Source organism: Leucobacter sp. 1207-22, from assembly GCF_052850455.1.
The window spans coordinates 411,054-425,361 of record NZ_VXCR01000002.1 but is presented as its reverse complement, the minus strand read 5'-3'; the positions used below and the strand labels follow the sequence as shown (position 1 = coordinate 425,361).

Genomic DNA, 14,308 nt, shown 5'->3' with positions numbered 1-14,308 from the left:
TGACCGGTCTATTATTGACGCATGGCATCCAAAGGAACCCTCACCAAGGCTCGACTCAGCGCGTCCATGCTCCGTCTCATTCAGGAGAATGGGTACAGCGGAACTGGCCTGAACGCTGTGACCGAAGACGCCGAAGCGCCGCGAGGTTCGATCTATTTTCACTTTCCAGACGGCAAAGAGGGGCTGGGGGTTGCCGCGATTGAGCTTGCAACGGTCGAGTTTGGTGAACTGCTCGCAGAAGCGGCGGCATCGGGCGGAGGGGCAACGGGGGCGATTCGCGCAGCAATCGAGGTGCTCTCGGGCATCGTCTCAACAAGCGATTTTCGTCTGGGGTGCCCGGTGTCGGTGGTGACGCTTGAGATGGGAGCTGAGAGCGAGCGGCTGAGGCGTGTCTGTGCAACGGCATTCGAGTCGTGGATCACCCCGACTGCGCAGCTGCTCGAGGCAAATGGCCTGACATCCACAGATTCGAAGGCGCTGGCAACGGCAATCGTCTCGATGGTTGAGGGCGCAGTCATTGTCTCTCGAGCGTTGCGGAACGTGCAGCCACTCGAAGCCGCCGCAGATGCCGTCGATTTGCTGCTTCGTCAGAGTGGATCTGTCGCATGAATGACGAACAACGTTCCACTAGCATGCGTCAGGAAAGCAAGCGTCATGCGCTCATCTTTGGAGCTTCTGGACTGGTGGGTCGACACCTGGCCCTGCAACTTGCGGGCGCAGGTGCCTCTGTCACGGCGGCGGTGCGTTCGGTCGAATCCGGACGCAAGCTGAGTGCTTGGCTTGCAAATCGCGGACTCACAGCCGAGATTGCTCTTGCCGCGGTCGACTTTGATGGCGAAGAGATACTCGCTGGCGGATCCGCCAAATGGCAACACATCACCGAGATTCATAACTGTGCGGGGGTCTACCGATTCGGCATGACGCCGCATGAAGCACGAACGGCAAACGTTGGCATCGTCGAGCGAGTGCTTGATTTCGCGGCAGGTCTTTCGCAGTTGACTCGAGTCGTGCACATCTCTGGGTATCGAGTGGGAGGGCAAGACCCGGCATCTGTGCCGTGGTCAGACGACGAACGGCAGAAGCGTTACGCGAAACTCGGCTCCTATGAGGCTTCGAAGGTGGAGTCAGATGCGATTTTCCAAGCGCGTGCGACCGAACTTGATGTCCCTTGGACGATCGTCAATCCGTCGAGCGTTATCGGAGACAGTGAGACCGGCGAATCAGATCAGCAGATCGGACTCGCTGACACCATTGCGCAGTTGTGGCGCGGATCCACGCCGGCTCTCCCCGGCGGCGACGCCACATTCTTGCCGGTAGTTACCGTTGACTATCTTGCCCGGTTCATGCGTGAGGTTGCAGCGGATCCGAACGCGATAGGTCAGTCGTACTGGGTGCTTGATGCCGATACACCGATGCTGCCGAAACTGCTGGCGGACACTGGCAGGCATATCGGTGCCAGGGTTCCCAGACTGCGTATTCCGACAGCAGTGATTACGCGCCTACCTCGGTGGATCACGAAAGCGGATCTGGAAACGCTCACCTTCCTGTCAGCTGACCGCTATCCTACGCAGTCGGCGGAGGAGTTCGCCTCGCGCCACGGCATGCGTATGCCCGAGGTCGACGTGTCGATGGCTCGCTGGGCTGACTACCTCGTCGCGCAGCGTTTCGGTGCGGCACCGTCTGAGGAGCGTCGTCTGTCGCAGATCGGTGGCATCGGTACGTTTGAGCTTGGTGTGCGCGAAAGCCATCGCGTGATCTTGCCCGGCCTGCCAGTGAATGCCGACACCTGGGCTGCCGTTGCGGCGGCGACACGTGCACGCGCGCTCGACCTCCCCGGACTGGGTTTGAGCCGCGGCAGTGGCATGTCTGACTGGCAGAACTGGTTGCCGGGTGTGCTGGGGGAAGTGCCCACCCACCTCGTCGGGCATTCGATTGGTGCGGCCGCGGCAGTCATTGCGGCAGCTCAGCACCCGGCGCAGGTCGCCTCGCTCACGCTCGTAGCTCCGTTCTTCTTGCAGTCGCCTACTCGAATTGCGACGTGGCAGCGCCCGTTGATCCGCGCCGCACTCAAGCACATGTCTGCAGAACAGTTCTCCCTGAGATTGACCGGTAGTCGACAGCACGCTGATGCGCTTGAGACGAGTGTGCAGGATCTGCAGCGCAGCAGCGCGACCCACGCGCTTGATCATCTCGTGCAAGCGGGATCAGAAGCCTGGCGCCGTGATCTGCGCGAACAGCTTCGCGCGTTCACAGGCCCGGTGCGCATTATCACTGGGTCGGAGGATCCGTTGCTGCCTGTGTTCGTGCGAGATCTGGGAAAAGAACCCAATGTGGAATTGCACGTGATTGCTGGAGCTGGACATCATCCACAGCTCACCCACGGCCAGGAAGTCGCGAAACTGATTGCGCAGTAATGATCGCTCGTCAGCGTGATGCCTCACCCTGACGGGCGACAACTGGCAATAGGCTGAACTGGTGACTCTCGATCCAATCTCCCGACCTCCGCTGTCAGTCGAACTTTCAGAAGAGGAATTTCTGAGGTGGTATTGGCTGAAAGCTGAACTCGAAGCTTTTGCCCGGACTATTGGTGTGCGCGCCAGCGGGAGCAAACAGCTCCTCACGGCGAGGGTGGCCGCGGCACTCGCTGGGCGGTTGTTCGAGGAGCCGCCGCCTGCTCGACGCACGCAAGCCAAGCAACTTGCGGCGCCGCTTCTGCACTCGACCGTGATTCCCGTTGGGCAACGCTCGAGCCAAGTTGTTCGAGCGTGGATGCGTGAACACATTGGGCCGGAGTTTCACTTCGATGCAGCCATGCGCGAATTCTTTGCCGAGTCTGACGGAACGAAGACGATGCAGGATGCACTCGACCACTTCGCGGCAACACGTCACGTGGGAAACAAAAGCATTGATAGCCAGTTTGAATACAACCGCTTTACTCGCGCATGGCATGAGCGGCACCCAGATGGCTCACGTGAACAGTTGTTGGAGGAGTGGCGTGTGTACCGAAACACCCCGGTCGATCAGCGTCCGATAGCGGGATCGTGATGAGGCAAAGAACCGTGCCGCGGTCATCTGTGTGCGCAGATTGGGTCCGCGAGGGTGGCGCAGTCGTGCTTCGGGTTCAAGGAGTAGACCTGAGACAGGCGTGGTCGAATGGGCTCATTTGGCTGTCGCTCATGATCGGGTTCGTGACTGGCTGCCTCGTGCTTGTGTCGGGCGGGGACACGTCAGGAGCGGTGCTCGCAGGAGTGCTGTGCGCGGGGCTGTGTGTCACGGTCGTGGGCTACATGCGAATGGGGCTCAGTAAACGTGAGGTTGAAATCATCCTCAGTGAGCAGATGCTCTGCATTGTCGATGGGGCGGATCGCACTGAGATCCGTCTGAGAGACCTCCGCCGCCTGCATATCGTGCACGATGGTGCGCCATCCCAGATCGCGGTTGATTCTGCGACCGCTCGAATCCGATGCACGATTGGCCAGTTGTATCGCCATAACAGGGTCGAGCGGTTTGTTGCCGAAGTTCCTGCGAGTGCCAGAAGCTGGCTTGAGGAAGCTGGACTCACCTGTTCGGAATCGCACCAGCGCGGTGTGCTTCGAAGCGACTTTCGCGCGGCACGGGCCCAAAAGTAGCGACCTCTCGGCCCACGTCTCGCTTACGCAGGGGCCGAGTCGCTCTCGTTGGCATCGTCGTTGGCGGCGTAGAGCGCAGCGAGACTTTCGGTGAAGTCGGGAACTTTTGGTCCTAGCGTCGAGAAGTAGGAGTGATCCGCAGCTTCGACGGCCGCGTTGGCGTGGTTAGCGAGATCGATGCCAGCAGGAGTCGCCGCGACCGCGCGGGCTCGGCGGTCGACAGGATGTGGAAGTCGTTCGACAAGACGTTTCCCCTCGAGTGTCCGGAGTACCTGCGATGTCATCATGGGATCTGTTGCTGCGCGCCTGGCAAGTTCGCGTTGGGTTACAGGGGTGCCGTCATCCGCATGGGTGAGCACTGCGAGCAGGACAAACTGGACGTGGGTGAGATCGAAGGGTGCGAGGGCCGCGCGGATCTCGCGTTGCCATGCGTTCGTCACCTGCCACAGCATCAGCCCGGTACTCAACTCGGGTGCAGGGAAGGAGCTGTTGAGTCTTCCGGTCATGTGAGCATCGCCTCGATAATGGTGTCGGTATCGTGTGGGTCGAGGGGTATGAGTCCGAAGCGGAGCTGGTATCCCCAATTTGATTCTTGGGTTAAACGTAGCTGACTGCGGAGTTCGGTGAGCGCAACCGGTGCCGTTGCGAGATAGTTGATTCGGCGCCGGTACGGCATGAAACAGCCTTCGTCGGCTTGCCAGATGTCGCTGTCTGGAAAAGTGCCAACCGCTGTGAAGTGTTGGTACGGGGTGCGATCGCCGCGCTGCTCTGTGGGTGAATAGTAGATCAGTGTATCGCCGGTGTTCATACGCGCCAGGGGAGCACGTTTACCGTGATTGATTTGAGCGATGCCGAGCTGGACTCCACGGCGCACGTGCGCAGCCGATACCACACCAAGCCACCCGCGAGTCATGCGGCATCCAGGTGGTTGAGGAGGCCGACCACGCTAGAGCGGGCGGCGCCGGACATGTTCTTGCGAAGAACGCGCTGCCAAAACGTGGACAGGGGCCCGGAAGCCGAGACGGTGACCGCAATGTCCGATCCGCCATTCGCGAGTGTGACTTTGTGCTCGAAAATGAGCGTTGCGCCAGGCAGTGACGACGCGTTGGTAAGAATGTGGTCTTGCTCAAGGGCAGTGATTGAAAACTTTGCGGCGGGGCCGGATGCCGGACGCATCTTGCCCTGAGCGCCGACCTTCGTGGGTCCCGCGAAATGAACCTCACGCACCTCGGCATCCCAGTTGGGCCAGCTTGCTGGGTCGGACCACAGTGAGAATACGGTCTTTGGGTCATGCGTGGTGAAGGCGTGGTGTGAGTCAATGAGCTTCATGAATAATAGTATGCGCGCTTACTAATTGTTGTGCAAGTTGATCCTCGCTATCTCGGTGGGCTGGTGGTGGAGCGATAGGTTGTCGTTGGGTAAATCGCAGAGCAATGTCCGGTGCTGCCCCTGGATGCACCAGCGCACCTATAGTGGGTGAGGTGAATCCTCCGCTTCGCATTCTCTGTGCGCCTGAAACGTTCAATCTTGGTGAAACTTCACGCGCGGTCGAGGTAGCGCGTGAGGCCGAGCAGAGATGGCACTCGGTGCGGTGTGAATGCCGTCGACTGGATCGAGCGCATTGCCAGTGAGTGGCAGGCTGACGCAGGTGGTGCCTCGTATGACCCCCAATGATGAACGCCTTCGCCTCTTTCGAGCAGAGTTCCCGAGCTATGTAAGCTGGGCTGAAGTGCGGGCCGAAGATCCTCGGGTATTTCGCCGTGCGGCGACCGGGGGAGCACTCCTCGTCCCTGTTTTTGCCGTCACGCTTGTGGCGTCGATGCTCACGATGGAATTTCCTGCACCTGTGGTGTTCCCTGCCTCGGGTGGCTGGTTCCGGGGCTTTCTGACGGTTGTGTTGTTGTGGGTTGCGCTGATGGGGTGGGTCTTCGTGTTCGTCCTCGTATCTGCGCCGCACGATGTTCGTCGGGGGATCCGCCTCAAAAAGTTCGCCACCGAAAGGGGACTGAACTATGCTGCGTACTGCGATGGTCCCGCTCCGCGTGGTCTATTGCTCGCTGAGGGTCCTCCTGCCTCGAACGGACTCAAACCGATATCGCGCGAGGCGCAGATGGCACAGCCACGCTTCACGGCACGGTTCGCGCTGTGGACGCAGGACGATTATGACCGGCCCTCGGTAAAGATGGGCATCGCAAGCTACCACGGGTCGAAAGATGATGCGGCCGTGCCTCGAACCGCCTTTAGGTATCTGCAGCTCACGCTTCCACGAAGCCTTCCGCACCTCGTCATCGATTCCCGTATGAATGGGAGCCTGCGAACGTACCTCGTAAATTCTCAGCAGATCTCGCTCGAAGGGGACTTTGACAGGCACTTCACTGTGTACGCACCTTGCGAGTACGCGGTTGATGCGCTGCAACTCCTCACGCCCGATGTGATGGCCTGCCTGATCGATCATGGGCGATCATGGGATATGGAGATCGTCGAAGATCAGCTCACAGTTGCGTCGAAGCGTGTTCGAGCGTCTGCTGACCGTGAGGAATACACGGCGCTGCTGCGATTTGCTGAGCTCATCGGTCATGAGCTTGGTCATCAGGCGGACACCTATTCAGATCCGCGCAGCAACCAATCCTGGACGCGCGTAGCTGCGCAAGGACAGCGACTGCGTCGCCGACCGGCGTTTTGGAGCACGGCGATTGTTCTTGGTGCCGGTGTCTGTATCCTCGGGTTCCCGCTGTTGCTCGGGTGGTTGCTCGATCGTTAAGCGTCTGAGTGCTGCGAGTGAGTTGGTCCCCTCTGTGAGATCTGACGTCGCGGTATTGACGCAGCTGGTGGTGGGAGCGATCATGATTGAATCATTGGTCGTAAAGGAATCATTGACGGTGATCTGCGTGAGCGGCAAGCCGCGATGATCCGCGCCAATTGATACAGTGTCACGATGCAAGAGATCCCGCAGCAGTTCGAAATTGGTGACGTAAGTTTTGAGCGAGTCGACGCTCCAGACGAACTCGCCTGCTGGGCTGCGCAAGACACGATGATTCCCACGTCGCTCGTGATGTCGCCAGCGATGGCTCCTGATCAGCGGTCCCTGGAGCTTTTGGCCTACGTGCTCTCGCCCGACTCACGCGTGGCTGACGTCGCGGCTGAGTATCTGGTGGCGCACTTGAGTGAGACCGGCGATCAACTCTCGGAGGCAGATAGTGAGCGCCTGCGATCCGCGCCCGCCCCATTCGACCAGCCTGAGATTGTGGTCTGGGACGACGGCACGTGGATGTTGCGGTTTGCCGAGACGGGACTGGACAGCATTGATGCAGGCCTTGGCGTGGGAGTGAGCTTTTTCGCTGATGTGCCAAGTGGCGTTGACTTGTTCGAAGAGGCTTTTGATGCTGAATAAGGTTGTGTAGGTTTGGAGATGTGCAAGCCCGCGAGTACACCGAAGTAGATGTCTTTTCACCCACCCCGTACCGGGGCAATCCGTTAGCAGTCGTGCACGACGGAACAGGTCTCAGCACGGCCGAGATGCAGCGATTTGCGCGTTGGACAAATTTGGCAGAGACGACGTTCTTGTTCCCGCCAGAGTCACCTGAAGCCGACTATCGCGTACGCATTTTTACCGCTACCCGAGAACTCCCATTCGCGGGTCACCCCACGCTCGGATCCGCATTCGCCTGGCTGCGTTCGGGCGGCAAGCCGCAGCAGGATGGCATCGTCATGCAAGAATGCGGTGCTGGGCTTGTGTCGGTGCGTGTCGGAAGCGAAGGTCTGAGCTTTGCCGCGCCGCAACTCACGAAATTTGAGCCGCTCGACGAGCCGCTTACGAAGCGCATCGCAGGTGCACTGGGTATTTCGCCGAGCGACATTCTCGAGGCATCGTGGCTCGTGAACGGGCCAGAGTGGATCGGCGTGCGCCTTGCGAGTGCAGCTGACGTCATTGGACTGCAGCCTGACCCCGCACACCTGGAGCGATTTTCCATTGGTGTCGTGGGCCCGTATGAACCCGGCCACGAAGCCCAGTTTGAAGTGCGTGCGTTCGTCGGCGGCGACCCCGTGTGGGAAGACCCCGTTACTGGAAGTCTGAATGCCGGCATTGCCCACTGGCTCATCACCTCAGGTCTCGCAGGCTCTGAATATGTTGCTTCGCAGGGCACTGCCATCGGGTTCGAAGGACGTGTCAATATCGTTGCTGATTCAGGAGACATCTGGGTCGGCGGAAACGTCTCGTTGTGCGTGACAGGTGAGGTTTCGTTGTAGAAACTGAGCTCTACAACGCGGTGCCCTGTAGGGCGCGGCCCCTCATCGATGCCGTGCCCTACAGAGTGCGGTCGATATTCCGTGGTCGGATCAAGGAGCCTCAACTCTGGGAACTTGAACGGCGAGGGACAACGAGGCTGACGATCCGCGCCAACAAAGCTTCAAGCGGGCCGCGGCGTCCAGAAGCCGAGAGTATGGCCCCAATTGCGATGACTCCTGCGAGCTGCAAAAGGTAAATGGCTGGCCCACCAGCCCACCATGGAATCTCACTCCCACCTGTGAGCTGTGATCCGGACCCGAACGTGGGGGATTGCAAGAGCCCCGACACCAGAATATGCAACGTGTAAATGGTGAGCGGGGCGGCGCCTGCGGCGCGAATTGCGCCGAGAAGCTTCGATCCAAAACCTGCTCGCCTCGGTTGCGTTATGGCGCGCACGCTTTCGCGATCGAAGAGGAAAACGAGTAGTCCGATGACTGCGCACGAGAGCCCGAAGGTGCGAATGAGATCCATGACGGATCCGGAGTGAGGCACGGCGATGAGCTGCCCGAGTGGGTGCAGCGAAGCTGGGGCGCCACTGCCTCCCATGTGCAACAGTTGCATTCTTGCCTCGTCGACAGTTCCTGCCTTGAGTACGCCGAATGTGCGCAGGTTGTCGATGATCCAATTGGAGGTGAGCTGTGCCACTACGAAGATCACGGCCCCAATGATGGCAAGTCTTGCGGACGTCTTTCCCAGATTCCCCTGCGCCGTAGCCGTGGTGAGGAGGCGCCCAACCAAGATGCCTACGATCAAACAGGTGAGCCAGGTGACGGCCGGATACTCGCCGGTAAGAAACAGCGCACGAAGAGCGACAAGTGGATCACTGACCAGAAATTCGAGTGTGAAATGTGGGCCGTCCATCGTGATGCCGAGCGCACGTCGCACGGCAATGTTGACCCAGCCAGACGTGAGTCCGAGCACCGTCGCGATGCTCGCAAGTAGCCAACTTGGCAGTGAGATGAGCGGTGCAACAAGAATCATGGCAACGCCATAAAAGGCGAGGATGACGATAATGCCGTTGTCCACGAATCCGAGCAGCACCCCGAGAAGCAGCAAAACGACGCCTCGAACGGCAATTGATAGCGATGCCTGCAAGCGCTGATCGGTACGCAACTTTGAACGGGTCGCAAAAACAATACTCACGCCACCGAGCACTGCAAACAAAGCTGCTGCCGTGCCGTTCGTGGCAAGGCTTACTGCGATGCTGATGGATTGCTCGGGCTCCGCGGTATCGGGCATGAGCGCTTTGATTGCGACAAGGTGAGCGGCCATCATGCCAGCGATGGCAACGAACCTGGCGAGATCGATGCCCAGATAGCGGACTCGTCCCACGGCTGTCGCTGGGGACTGCGTCGTTTCTGTCTCTATGACTGTCATCTGCACAGTATGCGCGCAGTGGTGGCATCGGGAGATCGTGAGCATGAAATCGTGCGCAAGTTGCACGTTTCATTCGCTGGGTGGGGCTTTCTGATCGGCCATGTGAGGCGTTTTGGCGCGTTGCTCAGACCGGCCCTCGGAGTTTTCTTGACCAGGTCGAGACCTGTCACACACTCCGCGCCTCTTTCTGAACTGTAGAAAAAGTGGGATATTTCACCCCCAAATTGTCGCAGTAGGCGAGGAATGTGACCTCAGAGTAGAAGTAATCGAACACGGGCGCAGAAATTGCTCCCTGGCTCGCACGACAAAGGAGTTACCATGACCGCATTCCAGGCCGACATCGAATCCGTAGAAGCGCTGAAGAGCGAGTACGGCCCGAGCTGGGATCGTATTAACCCCGAGCACGTCGCACGTATGCGTGCGCAGAATCGTTTTCATACCGGGCTTGAAATTGCTCAGTACACGGCAGACATTATGCGACGTGACATGGGGGAGTACGACGCTGACTCCTCGGTATACACACAGTCGCTTGGCGTGTGGCATGGCTTCATCGGTCAGCAGAAGCTCATCTCGATTAAGAAGCATCTGAAGACGACGAACAAGCGTTACCTCTACCTCTCAGGTTGGATGGTTGCTGCGCTTCGCTCGGAATTTGGACCGTTGCCAGACCAGTCAATGCACGAGAAGACGTCTGTGCCTGCGCTTATCGAGGAGCTGTACACCTTCCTCCGGCAGGCAGACGCTCGCGAACTCGACCTGCTCTTCAGCCAGCTCGACGATGCGCGTGCAGCAGGCGATGACACCGCGGTCGAATTTATTCAGTCGCAGATCGACAACTTCGAAACGCACGTCGTGCCGATCATTGCCGACATTGATGCGGGCTTTGGAAACCCCGAGGCAACATACCTGCTCGCAAAGAAGATGATCGAGGCAGGCGCGTGTGCGCTGCAGATCGAGAATCAGGTGTCCGATGAGAAACAGTGCGGCCACCAGGACGGCAAGGTGACCGTTCCACACGAGGACTTCATCGCGAAGATCAATGCGATCCGCTATGCGTTCCTTGAGCTCGGGATTGACAATGGCATCATCGTCGCGCGCACCGACTCGCTCGGCGCCGGACTCACGCAGAAGATCGCGGTGAGCCACATGCCAGGTGATCTGGGCGATCAGTACAACGCATTCTTGGACGTCGAGGAGATTCCAGAATCTGGCCTGAGCGATGGCGATGTGGTGATGAAGCGCGACGGCAAGCTCGTGCGACCCAAGCGCCTTGCGAGCAACCTCTTCCAGTTCCGTCCCGGTACCGGTGAAGATCGTTGCGTTCTTGATTGCATCACCTCCTTGCGCAACGGCGCGGATCTGCTGTGGATCGAGACCGAGAAGCCACACGTTGAGCAGATTGCGGGAATGGTGGATCGGATCCGCGAAGCGATCCCGAACGCGAAGCTCGTCTACAACAACAGCCCTTCCTTCAACTGGACGTTGAACTTCCGACAGCAGGCATACGATCAGCTTGCAGCTGAGGGCAAGGACGTTTCCGCATACGATCGTGACGCGCTCATGAGTGTTGACTATGACGCGACGGAACTTGCTGAACTCGCTGACGAAAAGATCCGCACCTTCCAGCGAGATGGCTCGGCTCGCGCAGGTATTTTCCACCATCTCATTACTCTGCCGACATACCACACCGCGGCACTGTCGACCGACAACCTCGCGAAGGGATACTTCGGCAACGAGGGAATGCTGACCTACGTGCGAGATGTGCAGCGTCGCGAAATCCGTGAGGGTATCGCAACCGTGAAGCACCAGAACATGGCTGGCAGCGACATCGGCGATAACCACAAGGAGTACTTCGCCGGGGATGCGGCGCTGAAGGCCGGTGGCAAGGACAACACGATGAATCAGTTCAACTAACCCAAGAGAGTGCGCCCCGCATATGGCCTCGGCCGACTGCGGGGCGCACTTGGCATGTATCGGGAGCACTCGCGCGGAGCGGAAGCGCCCCGAGTGTTACTAAAACGCGACAGTAAAGACGACGTGTGCTCGTTCAGCCTGTGCTGCCGAGAAGAATGTGCGAAGCTCGCCCAGCCACCCGAGTGCGTACTCGGCCTCTTGGTCTCCGTACTCGGGGTTTCGCAGTTCTTCTGGCATGGCCCGGTATTGAGCGGCGAAATCGTCATCCGTAAGGTCTGCAAGAAACGCGGCGACCTCAGCGACTCCGCTCGGGTTCAGGTGCGTGATCCACGACTCTTCTTCGTCTTCTTGGAGATCGCGTGCGCCGCCAATGACGCCTCGTGCGGGCCACGGGCCATTGGATCCTGCGGGAGAGAGCGCAGGCGATCGGATCCCACGCCTTGTCGGTTTCACAGGCACGCGCGTACAGCGCTGGGTCTTCTTCGTAGCGCGCGAGAACCTCACCGAGCTTGGCGTCGCCGCCTGTCGCCTCGAGGACTGGTTCGACCTCGGCATCGGTGAGTCGAAAATGTAGGCCGAGCTCCCTGGTTTCTCAATTCTGTGGGGTGCGCCGAGTGGCATGTGCGAGTCATCGGTAGGATAGCCCGTCTCGGTAGCATGAAGGCATGCAATTTCGTGCGCTCGAAGCTTTTCTTCGTCTCCGAGGTGACCGCGAGCGACTCTCTGCGCCTCCTCAGGAAGAGGCGCAGACCAGTGACTACGAAGCCGGTCTTGTGGTCCTCGGTTCAGAAACCTGGCGAATACGTACGGCTCGCGTCACCCCGAAAAAGCCAGGCGCTTTCGTCGCCGTTTGGGAGCGAGATGCCAATGGTGAAACACGTCCGTTTGCGCCCGACGACGCAGTCGCGGGTCTACTGGTGTTTGTGTGTGAAGGGCCTCGGTTTGGCGTCTTTCGATTTACGACACCTCAGCTCATCAAACTTGGGGTGTACAGGTCTGACGCGAGCGAGGGTAAGCGTGGGTTCCGCGTGTATCCGAGTTGGAGTACCGGGCTGAACTCGCAAGCGACGAAGACTCAGCAACGTCAAGCGGCTGCTTTTCAGGAACTCGGGAATTGGTCTAGGGAATAGGTTCTGTGTTTCAGGGGCGTAGGAGGCGTGCACGTTCTGGGAGTTGCACACCATATTGATGCCTGTCAATATAGATGAGTGTCGAATCAAATCACCGAAGGTCGAGGATCCTCCCGCATGATTCATCAGGCCTCTCGTGCAACCCCCGAGAAGCTCTCAACGCTCGACAAATGGCTTCCGCTGTGGATCGCCCTGGCCATGGTTGCTGGTCTGCTGCTCGGGCAGTTTGTTCCAGCACTTTCTGCGGTGCTGTCGGCCCTGGAAATTGATGGCATCTCGCTACCGATTGGTCTCGGCCTGCTCGTGATGATGTACCCGGTGCTTGCGAAGGTTCGTTACGACAGAGTCGGCGCGGTGATGGGGGACAAGAAGCTGCTCGTTTCCTCGCTGCTGTTGAATTGGCTAGTTGGACCGGCGCTGATGTTTGCGCTTGCGTGGATCTTTCTGCCAGACCTGCCCGAGTATCGCACCGGCCTCATTATCGTCGGTCTTGCCCGTTGCATCGCAATGGTCGTAATTTGGAATGACCTTGCTTGTGGTGATCGTGAGGCAACGGCGGTGTTGGTTGCGATCAACTCAGTGTTTCAAGTCGTGATGTTTGCGGTGCTTGGATGGTTTTACCTCACCGTTCTTCCAGGCTGGCTCGGTCTCGATGCGCAGGGGCTCGACATTTCGATGGGGAAGATTGCGCTGAACGTGCTGGTTTTCCTCGGCGTTCCACTGGTCGCGGGCTTTGTCTCACGTTGGATTGGCGAAAAGCGCAAGGGCCGCACTTGGTATGAGGAGAAATTCCTGCCAGCAATTGGCCCGTGGGCGCTGTATGGACTGCTGTTTACGATCGTGCTGCTCTTCGCTTTGCAGGGCAATCAGGTGACTTCTCATCCGTGGGATGTGGCCCGTATTGCGCTGCCCCTACTGGCCTATTTTGCGCTGATGTGGTGTGCGGGCATGCTGCTCGGTAAAGCACTTGGCCTGGGATATGCACGAACCACCTCGCTTGCGTTCACTGCTGCGGGGAATAATTTTGAGCTTGCCATTGCGGTTGCCATTGGCACCTTTGGCGCGACCTCGGGTCAAGCGCTTGCTGGAGTTGTGGGTCCCCTTATTGAAGTGCCGGTGCTGGTTGGGCTTGTGTATGTCTCACTGTGGCTCGCGAGGACGTGGTTTCGAACCGACCCCTTTGGTAGCGATAGCCGCACAGAATCGAAGGTCGCGTGATGGCCGCCGAGATGCGTCCAGGTGAGGGCGAATGCGTACCGTCGACGACGAGCGCGATGAGTGAAGATATCGCTGCTGCGGTTGCAGCAGATTTGAAGGCGTTGGCAGAACCGCTGCGCTTGCGGATGCTGACTGCGATTGCGGCCGATCCGCGTGGTGAATCTTGCGTCTGTGATCTCGCAGCGCTGGCCGAAGTGTCGCAGCCCACGGTGTCGCATCATCTCAAGGTGCTCAAAGCGACGGGGATGGTCATCTCTGAGCGCCGTGGAACCTGGGTGTGGTACCGCGTCGCGCCGACGAGACGGCATGCGGTCGTTGCGCTTCTTGAGGCGTTTGCCGTCATGAACGCCCAGAAACCTTCCGTTCTCTTCGTGTGCGTGCACAATGCTGGCCGCTCCCAGATGGCGGCTGGTTGGCTCCGCGAGCTTGCTGGTGACCGCATCGAGGTGCGTTCGGCCGGATCAATGCCAGCGGATCACATTAACCCTGTTGCAGTTGATGCAATGCGTGAGGTTGGCATTGATATCACGATGGAGCAGCCCAAGATACTCACGACCGCAGCTGTTCAGGAGTCAGATGTCGTGATCACGATGGGTTGTGGTGATGCGTGTCCGTACTTCCCTGGCAAGCGTTATGAGGACTGGAAACTCGAGGATCCTGCTGGGCAGGGAATTGACGCGGTTCGCCCGATTCGTGACGAGATTCGGGGATACGTGGAGACCTTGATTCGCGAACTGCTCAAATAAGCAGGC

The 14,308-nt window shown here is 59.0% G+C and carries 16 protein-coding genes and 1 pseudogene; 12 read left to right on the top strand and 5 right to left on the bottom strand.

The window, feature by feature from the left end:
• The first annotated feature begins 21 nt into the window (after window positions 1-21).
• The 4 genes from FW756_RS05175 to FW756_RS05160 all read left to right on the top strand — a co-directional run bounded on the left by FW756_RS05175 (window position 22) and on the right by FW756_RS05160 (window position 3,629).
• Window positions 22-609 carry a TetR/AcrR family transcriptional regulator gene (locus FW756_RS05175; RefSeq protein ID WP_446429092.1) on the top strand — a complete coding sequence of 196 codons (588 nt, stop codon included), beginning with the start codon at window positions 22-24 and terminating at the stop codon, window positions 607-609.
• A complete protein-coding gene (locus tag FW756_RS05170; RefSeq protein ID WP_446429091.1) occupies window positions 606-2,414 on the top strand; it encodes an alpha/beta fold hydrolase in 1,809 nt (602 codons plus the stop codon). Before FW756_RS05175 ends, FW756_RS05170 begins: the two co-directional genes overlap by 4 nt.
• 61 nt (window positions 2,415-2,475) lie before the next feature.
• Complete coding sequence (locus FW756_RS05165) at window positions 2,476-3,045, top strand: DUF6434 domain-containing protein (protein WP_446429090.1); 570 nt, start codon at window positions 2,476-2,478, stop codon at window positions 3,043-3,045.
• Window positions 3,046-3,059: 14 nt separating this feature from the next.
• Window positions 3,060-3,629: a hypothetical protein gene (locus FW756_RS05160; protein WP_446429089.1), complete on the top strand. Its 570-nt coding sequence runs from the start codon at window positions 3,060-3,062 to the stop codon at window positions 3,627-3,629.
• Window positions 3,630-3,652: 23 nt separating this feature from the next.
• Here FW756_RS05160 and FW756_RS05155 read toward each other — a convergent pair whose 3' ends face one another.
• From FW756_RS05155 to FW756_RS05145, 3 genes are read right to left on the bottom strand one after another with little or no spacing between them, the layout of a single operon-like run.
• Window positions 3,653-4,135 (bottom strand): MarR family winged helix-turn-helix transcriptional regulator, encoded by a 483-nt coding sequence (locus FW756_RS05155; RefSeq protein WP_446429088.1) that lies wholly within the window; start codon window positions 4,133-4,135, stop codon window positions 3,653-3,655.
• Window positions 4,132-4,542, bottom strand: a complete 411-nt coding sequence (locus FW756_RS05150) for an EVE domain-containing protein (RefSeq protein WP_446429087.1) — start codon at window positions 4,540-4,542, stop codon at window positions 4,132-4,134. The genes FW756_RS05155 and FW756_RS05150 overlap by 4 nt, the downstream gene beginning before the upstream one ends.
• Window positions 4,539-4,958, bottom strand: coding sequence for an SRPBCC family protein (locus tag FW756_RS05145; protein WP_446429086.1), 420 nt, complete (start codon window positions 4,956-4,958; stop codon window positions 4,539-4,541). The genes FW756_RS05150 and FW756_RS05145 overlap by 4 nt, the downstream gene beginning before the upstream one ends.
• A gap of 331 nt (window positions 4,959-5,289) precedes the next feature.
• Between FW756_RS05145 and FW756_RS05140 the strand changes: the two genes are divergently transcribed.
• The 3 genes from FW756_RS05140 to FW756_RS05130 all read left to right on the top strand — a co-directional run bounded on the left by FW756_RS05140 (window position 5,290) and on the right by FW756_RS05130 (window position 7,877).
• Window positions 5,290-6,390: a hypothetical protein gene (locus tag FW756_RS05140; protein WP_446429085.1), complete on the top strand. Its 1,101-nt coding sequence runs from the start codon at window positions 5,290-5,292 to the stop codon at window positions 6,388-6,390.
• A gap of 174 nt (window positions 6,391-6,564) precedes the next feature.
• Window positions 6,565-7,020, top strand: coding sequence for a hypothetical protein (locus FW756_RS05135; RefSeq protein ID WP_446429084.1), 456 nt, complete (start codon window positions 6,565-6,567; stop codon window positions 7,018-7,020).
• Between the two features lie 20 nt (window positions 7,021-7,040).
• A complete protein-coding gene (locus FW756_RS05130) occupies window positions 7,041-7,877 on the top strand; it encodes a PhzF family phenazine biosynthesis protein (protein WP_446429083.1) in 837 nt (278 codons plus the stop codon).
• A 100-nt stretch (window positions 7,878-7,977) separates the two neighbouring features.
• On the opposite strand, the gene FW756_RS05125 is transcribed toward FW756_RS05130, so the two are convergent.
• Window positions 7,978-9,294, bottom strand: coding sequence for a heparan-alpha-glucosaminide N-acetyltransferase domain-containing protein (locus FW756_RS05125; RefSeq protein WP_446429082.1), 1,317 nt, complete (start codon window positions 9,292-9,294; stop codon window positions 7,978-7,980).
• 318 nt (window positions 9,295-9,612) lie between these two features.
• Here FW756_RS05125 and FW756_RS05120 point away from each other — a divergent pair, with 318 nt between their 5' ends.
• A complete protein-coding gene (locus FW756_RS05120) occupies window positions 9,613-11,208 on the top strand; it encodes an isocitrate lyase (RefSeq protein WP_446429081.1) in 1,596 nt (531 codons plus the stop codon).
• A 99-nt stretch (window positions 11,209-11,307) separates the two neighbouring features.
• On the opposite strand, the gene FW756_RS05115 is transcribed toward FW756_RS05120, so the two are convergent.
• Entirely contained in the window at window positions 11,308-11,661 is a 354-nt protein-coding gene (locus FW756_RS05115; protein ID WP_446429080.1) for a DUF1877 family protein, read from the bottom strand.
• A 212-nt stretch (window positions 11,662-11,873) separates the two neighbouring features.
• Between FW756_RS05115 and FW756_RS05110 the strand changes: the two genes are divergently transcribed.
• From FW756_RS05110 to FW756_RS05095, 4 genes and pseudogenes are all read left to right on the top strand, one after another.
• A complete protein-coding gene (locus FW756_RS05110) occupies window positions 11,874-12,338 on the top strand; it encodes a MepB family protein (RefSeq protein WP_446429079.1) in 465 nt (154 codons plus the stop codon).
• A gap of 117 nt (window positions 12,339-12,455) precedes the next feature.
• Entirely contained in the window at window positions 12,456-13,556 is a 1,101-nt protein-coding gene (arsB, locus tag FW756_RS05105) for an ACR3 family arsenite efflux transporter (protein WP_446429078.1), read from the top strand.
• Window positions 13,556-13,852, top strand: a pseudogene (locus FW756_RS05100) (ArsR/SmtB family transcription factor); the annotation flags it as partial. The gene arsB and the pseudogene FW756_RS05100, both read left to right, overlap by 1 nt.
• A gap of 45 nt (window positions 13,853-13,897) precedes the next feature.
• Window positions 13,898-14,302: an arsenate reductase ArsC gene (locus FW756_RS05095; protein ID WP_446429216.1), complete on the top strand. Its 405-nt coding sequence runs from the start codon at window positions 13,898-13,900 to the stop codon at window positions 14,300-14,302.
• Window positions 14,303-14,308 lie beyond the last annotated feature (6 nt).

Excerpts from the sequence above, each read along its gene's own strand:
- FW756_RS05125 (WP_446429082.1), bottom strand. The coding sequence starts at position 9,294 with ATGACAGTCATAGAGACAGAAACGACGCAGTCCCCAGCGACAGCCGTG.
- arsB (WP_446429078.1), top strand. The coding sequence starts at position 12,456 with ATGATTCATCAGGCCTCTCGTGCAACCCCCGAGAAGCTCTCAACGCTC.
- FW756_RS05155 (WP_446429088.1), bottom strand. The coding sequence starts at position 4,135 with ATGACCGGAAGACTCAACAGCTCCTTCCCTGCACCCGAGTTGAGTACC.
- FW756_RS05095 (WP_446429216.1), top strand. The coding sequence starts at position 13,898 with ATGAACGCCCAGAAACCTTCCGTTCTCTTCGTGTGCGTGCACAATGCT.
- FW756_RS05120 (WP_446429081.1), top strand. The coding sequence starts at position 9,613 with ATGACCGCATTCCAGGCCGACATCGAATCCGTAGAAGCGCTGAAGAGC.
- FW756_RS05145 (WP_446429086.1), bottom strand. The coding sequence starts at position 4,958 with ATGAAGCTCATTGACTCACACCACGCCTTCACCACGCATGACCCAAAG.
- FW756_RS05150 (WP_446429087.1), bottom strand. The coding sequence starts at position 4,542 with ATGACTCGCGGGTGGCTTGGTGTGGTATCGGCTGCGCACGTGCGCCGT.
- FW756_RS05135 (WP_446429084.1), top strand. The coding sequence starts at position 6,565 with ATGCAAGAGATCCCGCAGCAGTTCGAAATTGGTGACGTAAGTTTTGAG.
- FW756_RS05175 (WP_446429092.1), top strand. The coding sequence starts at position 22 with ATGGCATCCAAAGGAACCCTCACCAAGGCTCGACTCAGCGCGTCCATG.
- FW756_RS05110 (WP_446429079.1), top strand. The coding sequence starts at position 11,874 with ATGCAATTTCGTGCGCTCGAAGCTTTTCTTCGTCTCCGAGGTGACCGC.
- FW756_RS05170 (WP_446429091.1), top strand. The coding sequence starts at position 606 with ATGAATGACGAACAACGTTCCACTAGCATGCGTCAGGAAAGCAAGCGT.
- FW756_RS05140 (WP_446429085.1), top strand. The coding sequence starts at position 5,290 with ATGACCCCCAATGATGAACGCCTTCGCCTCTTTCGAGCAGAGTTCCCG.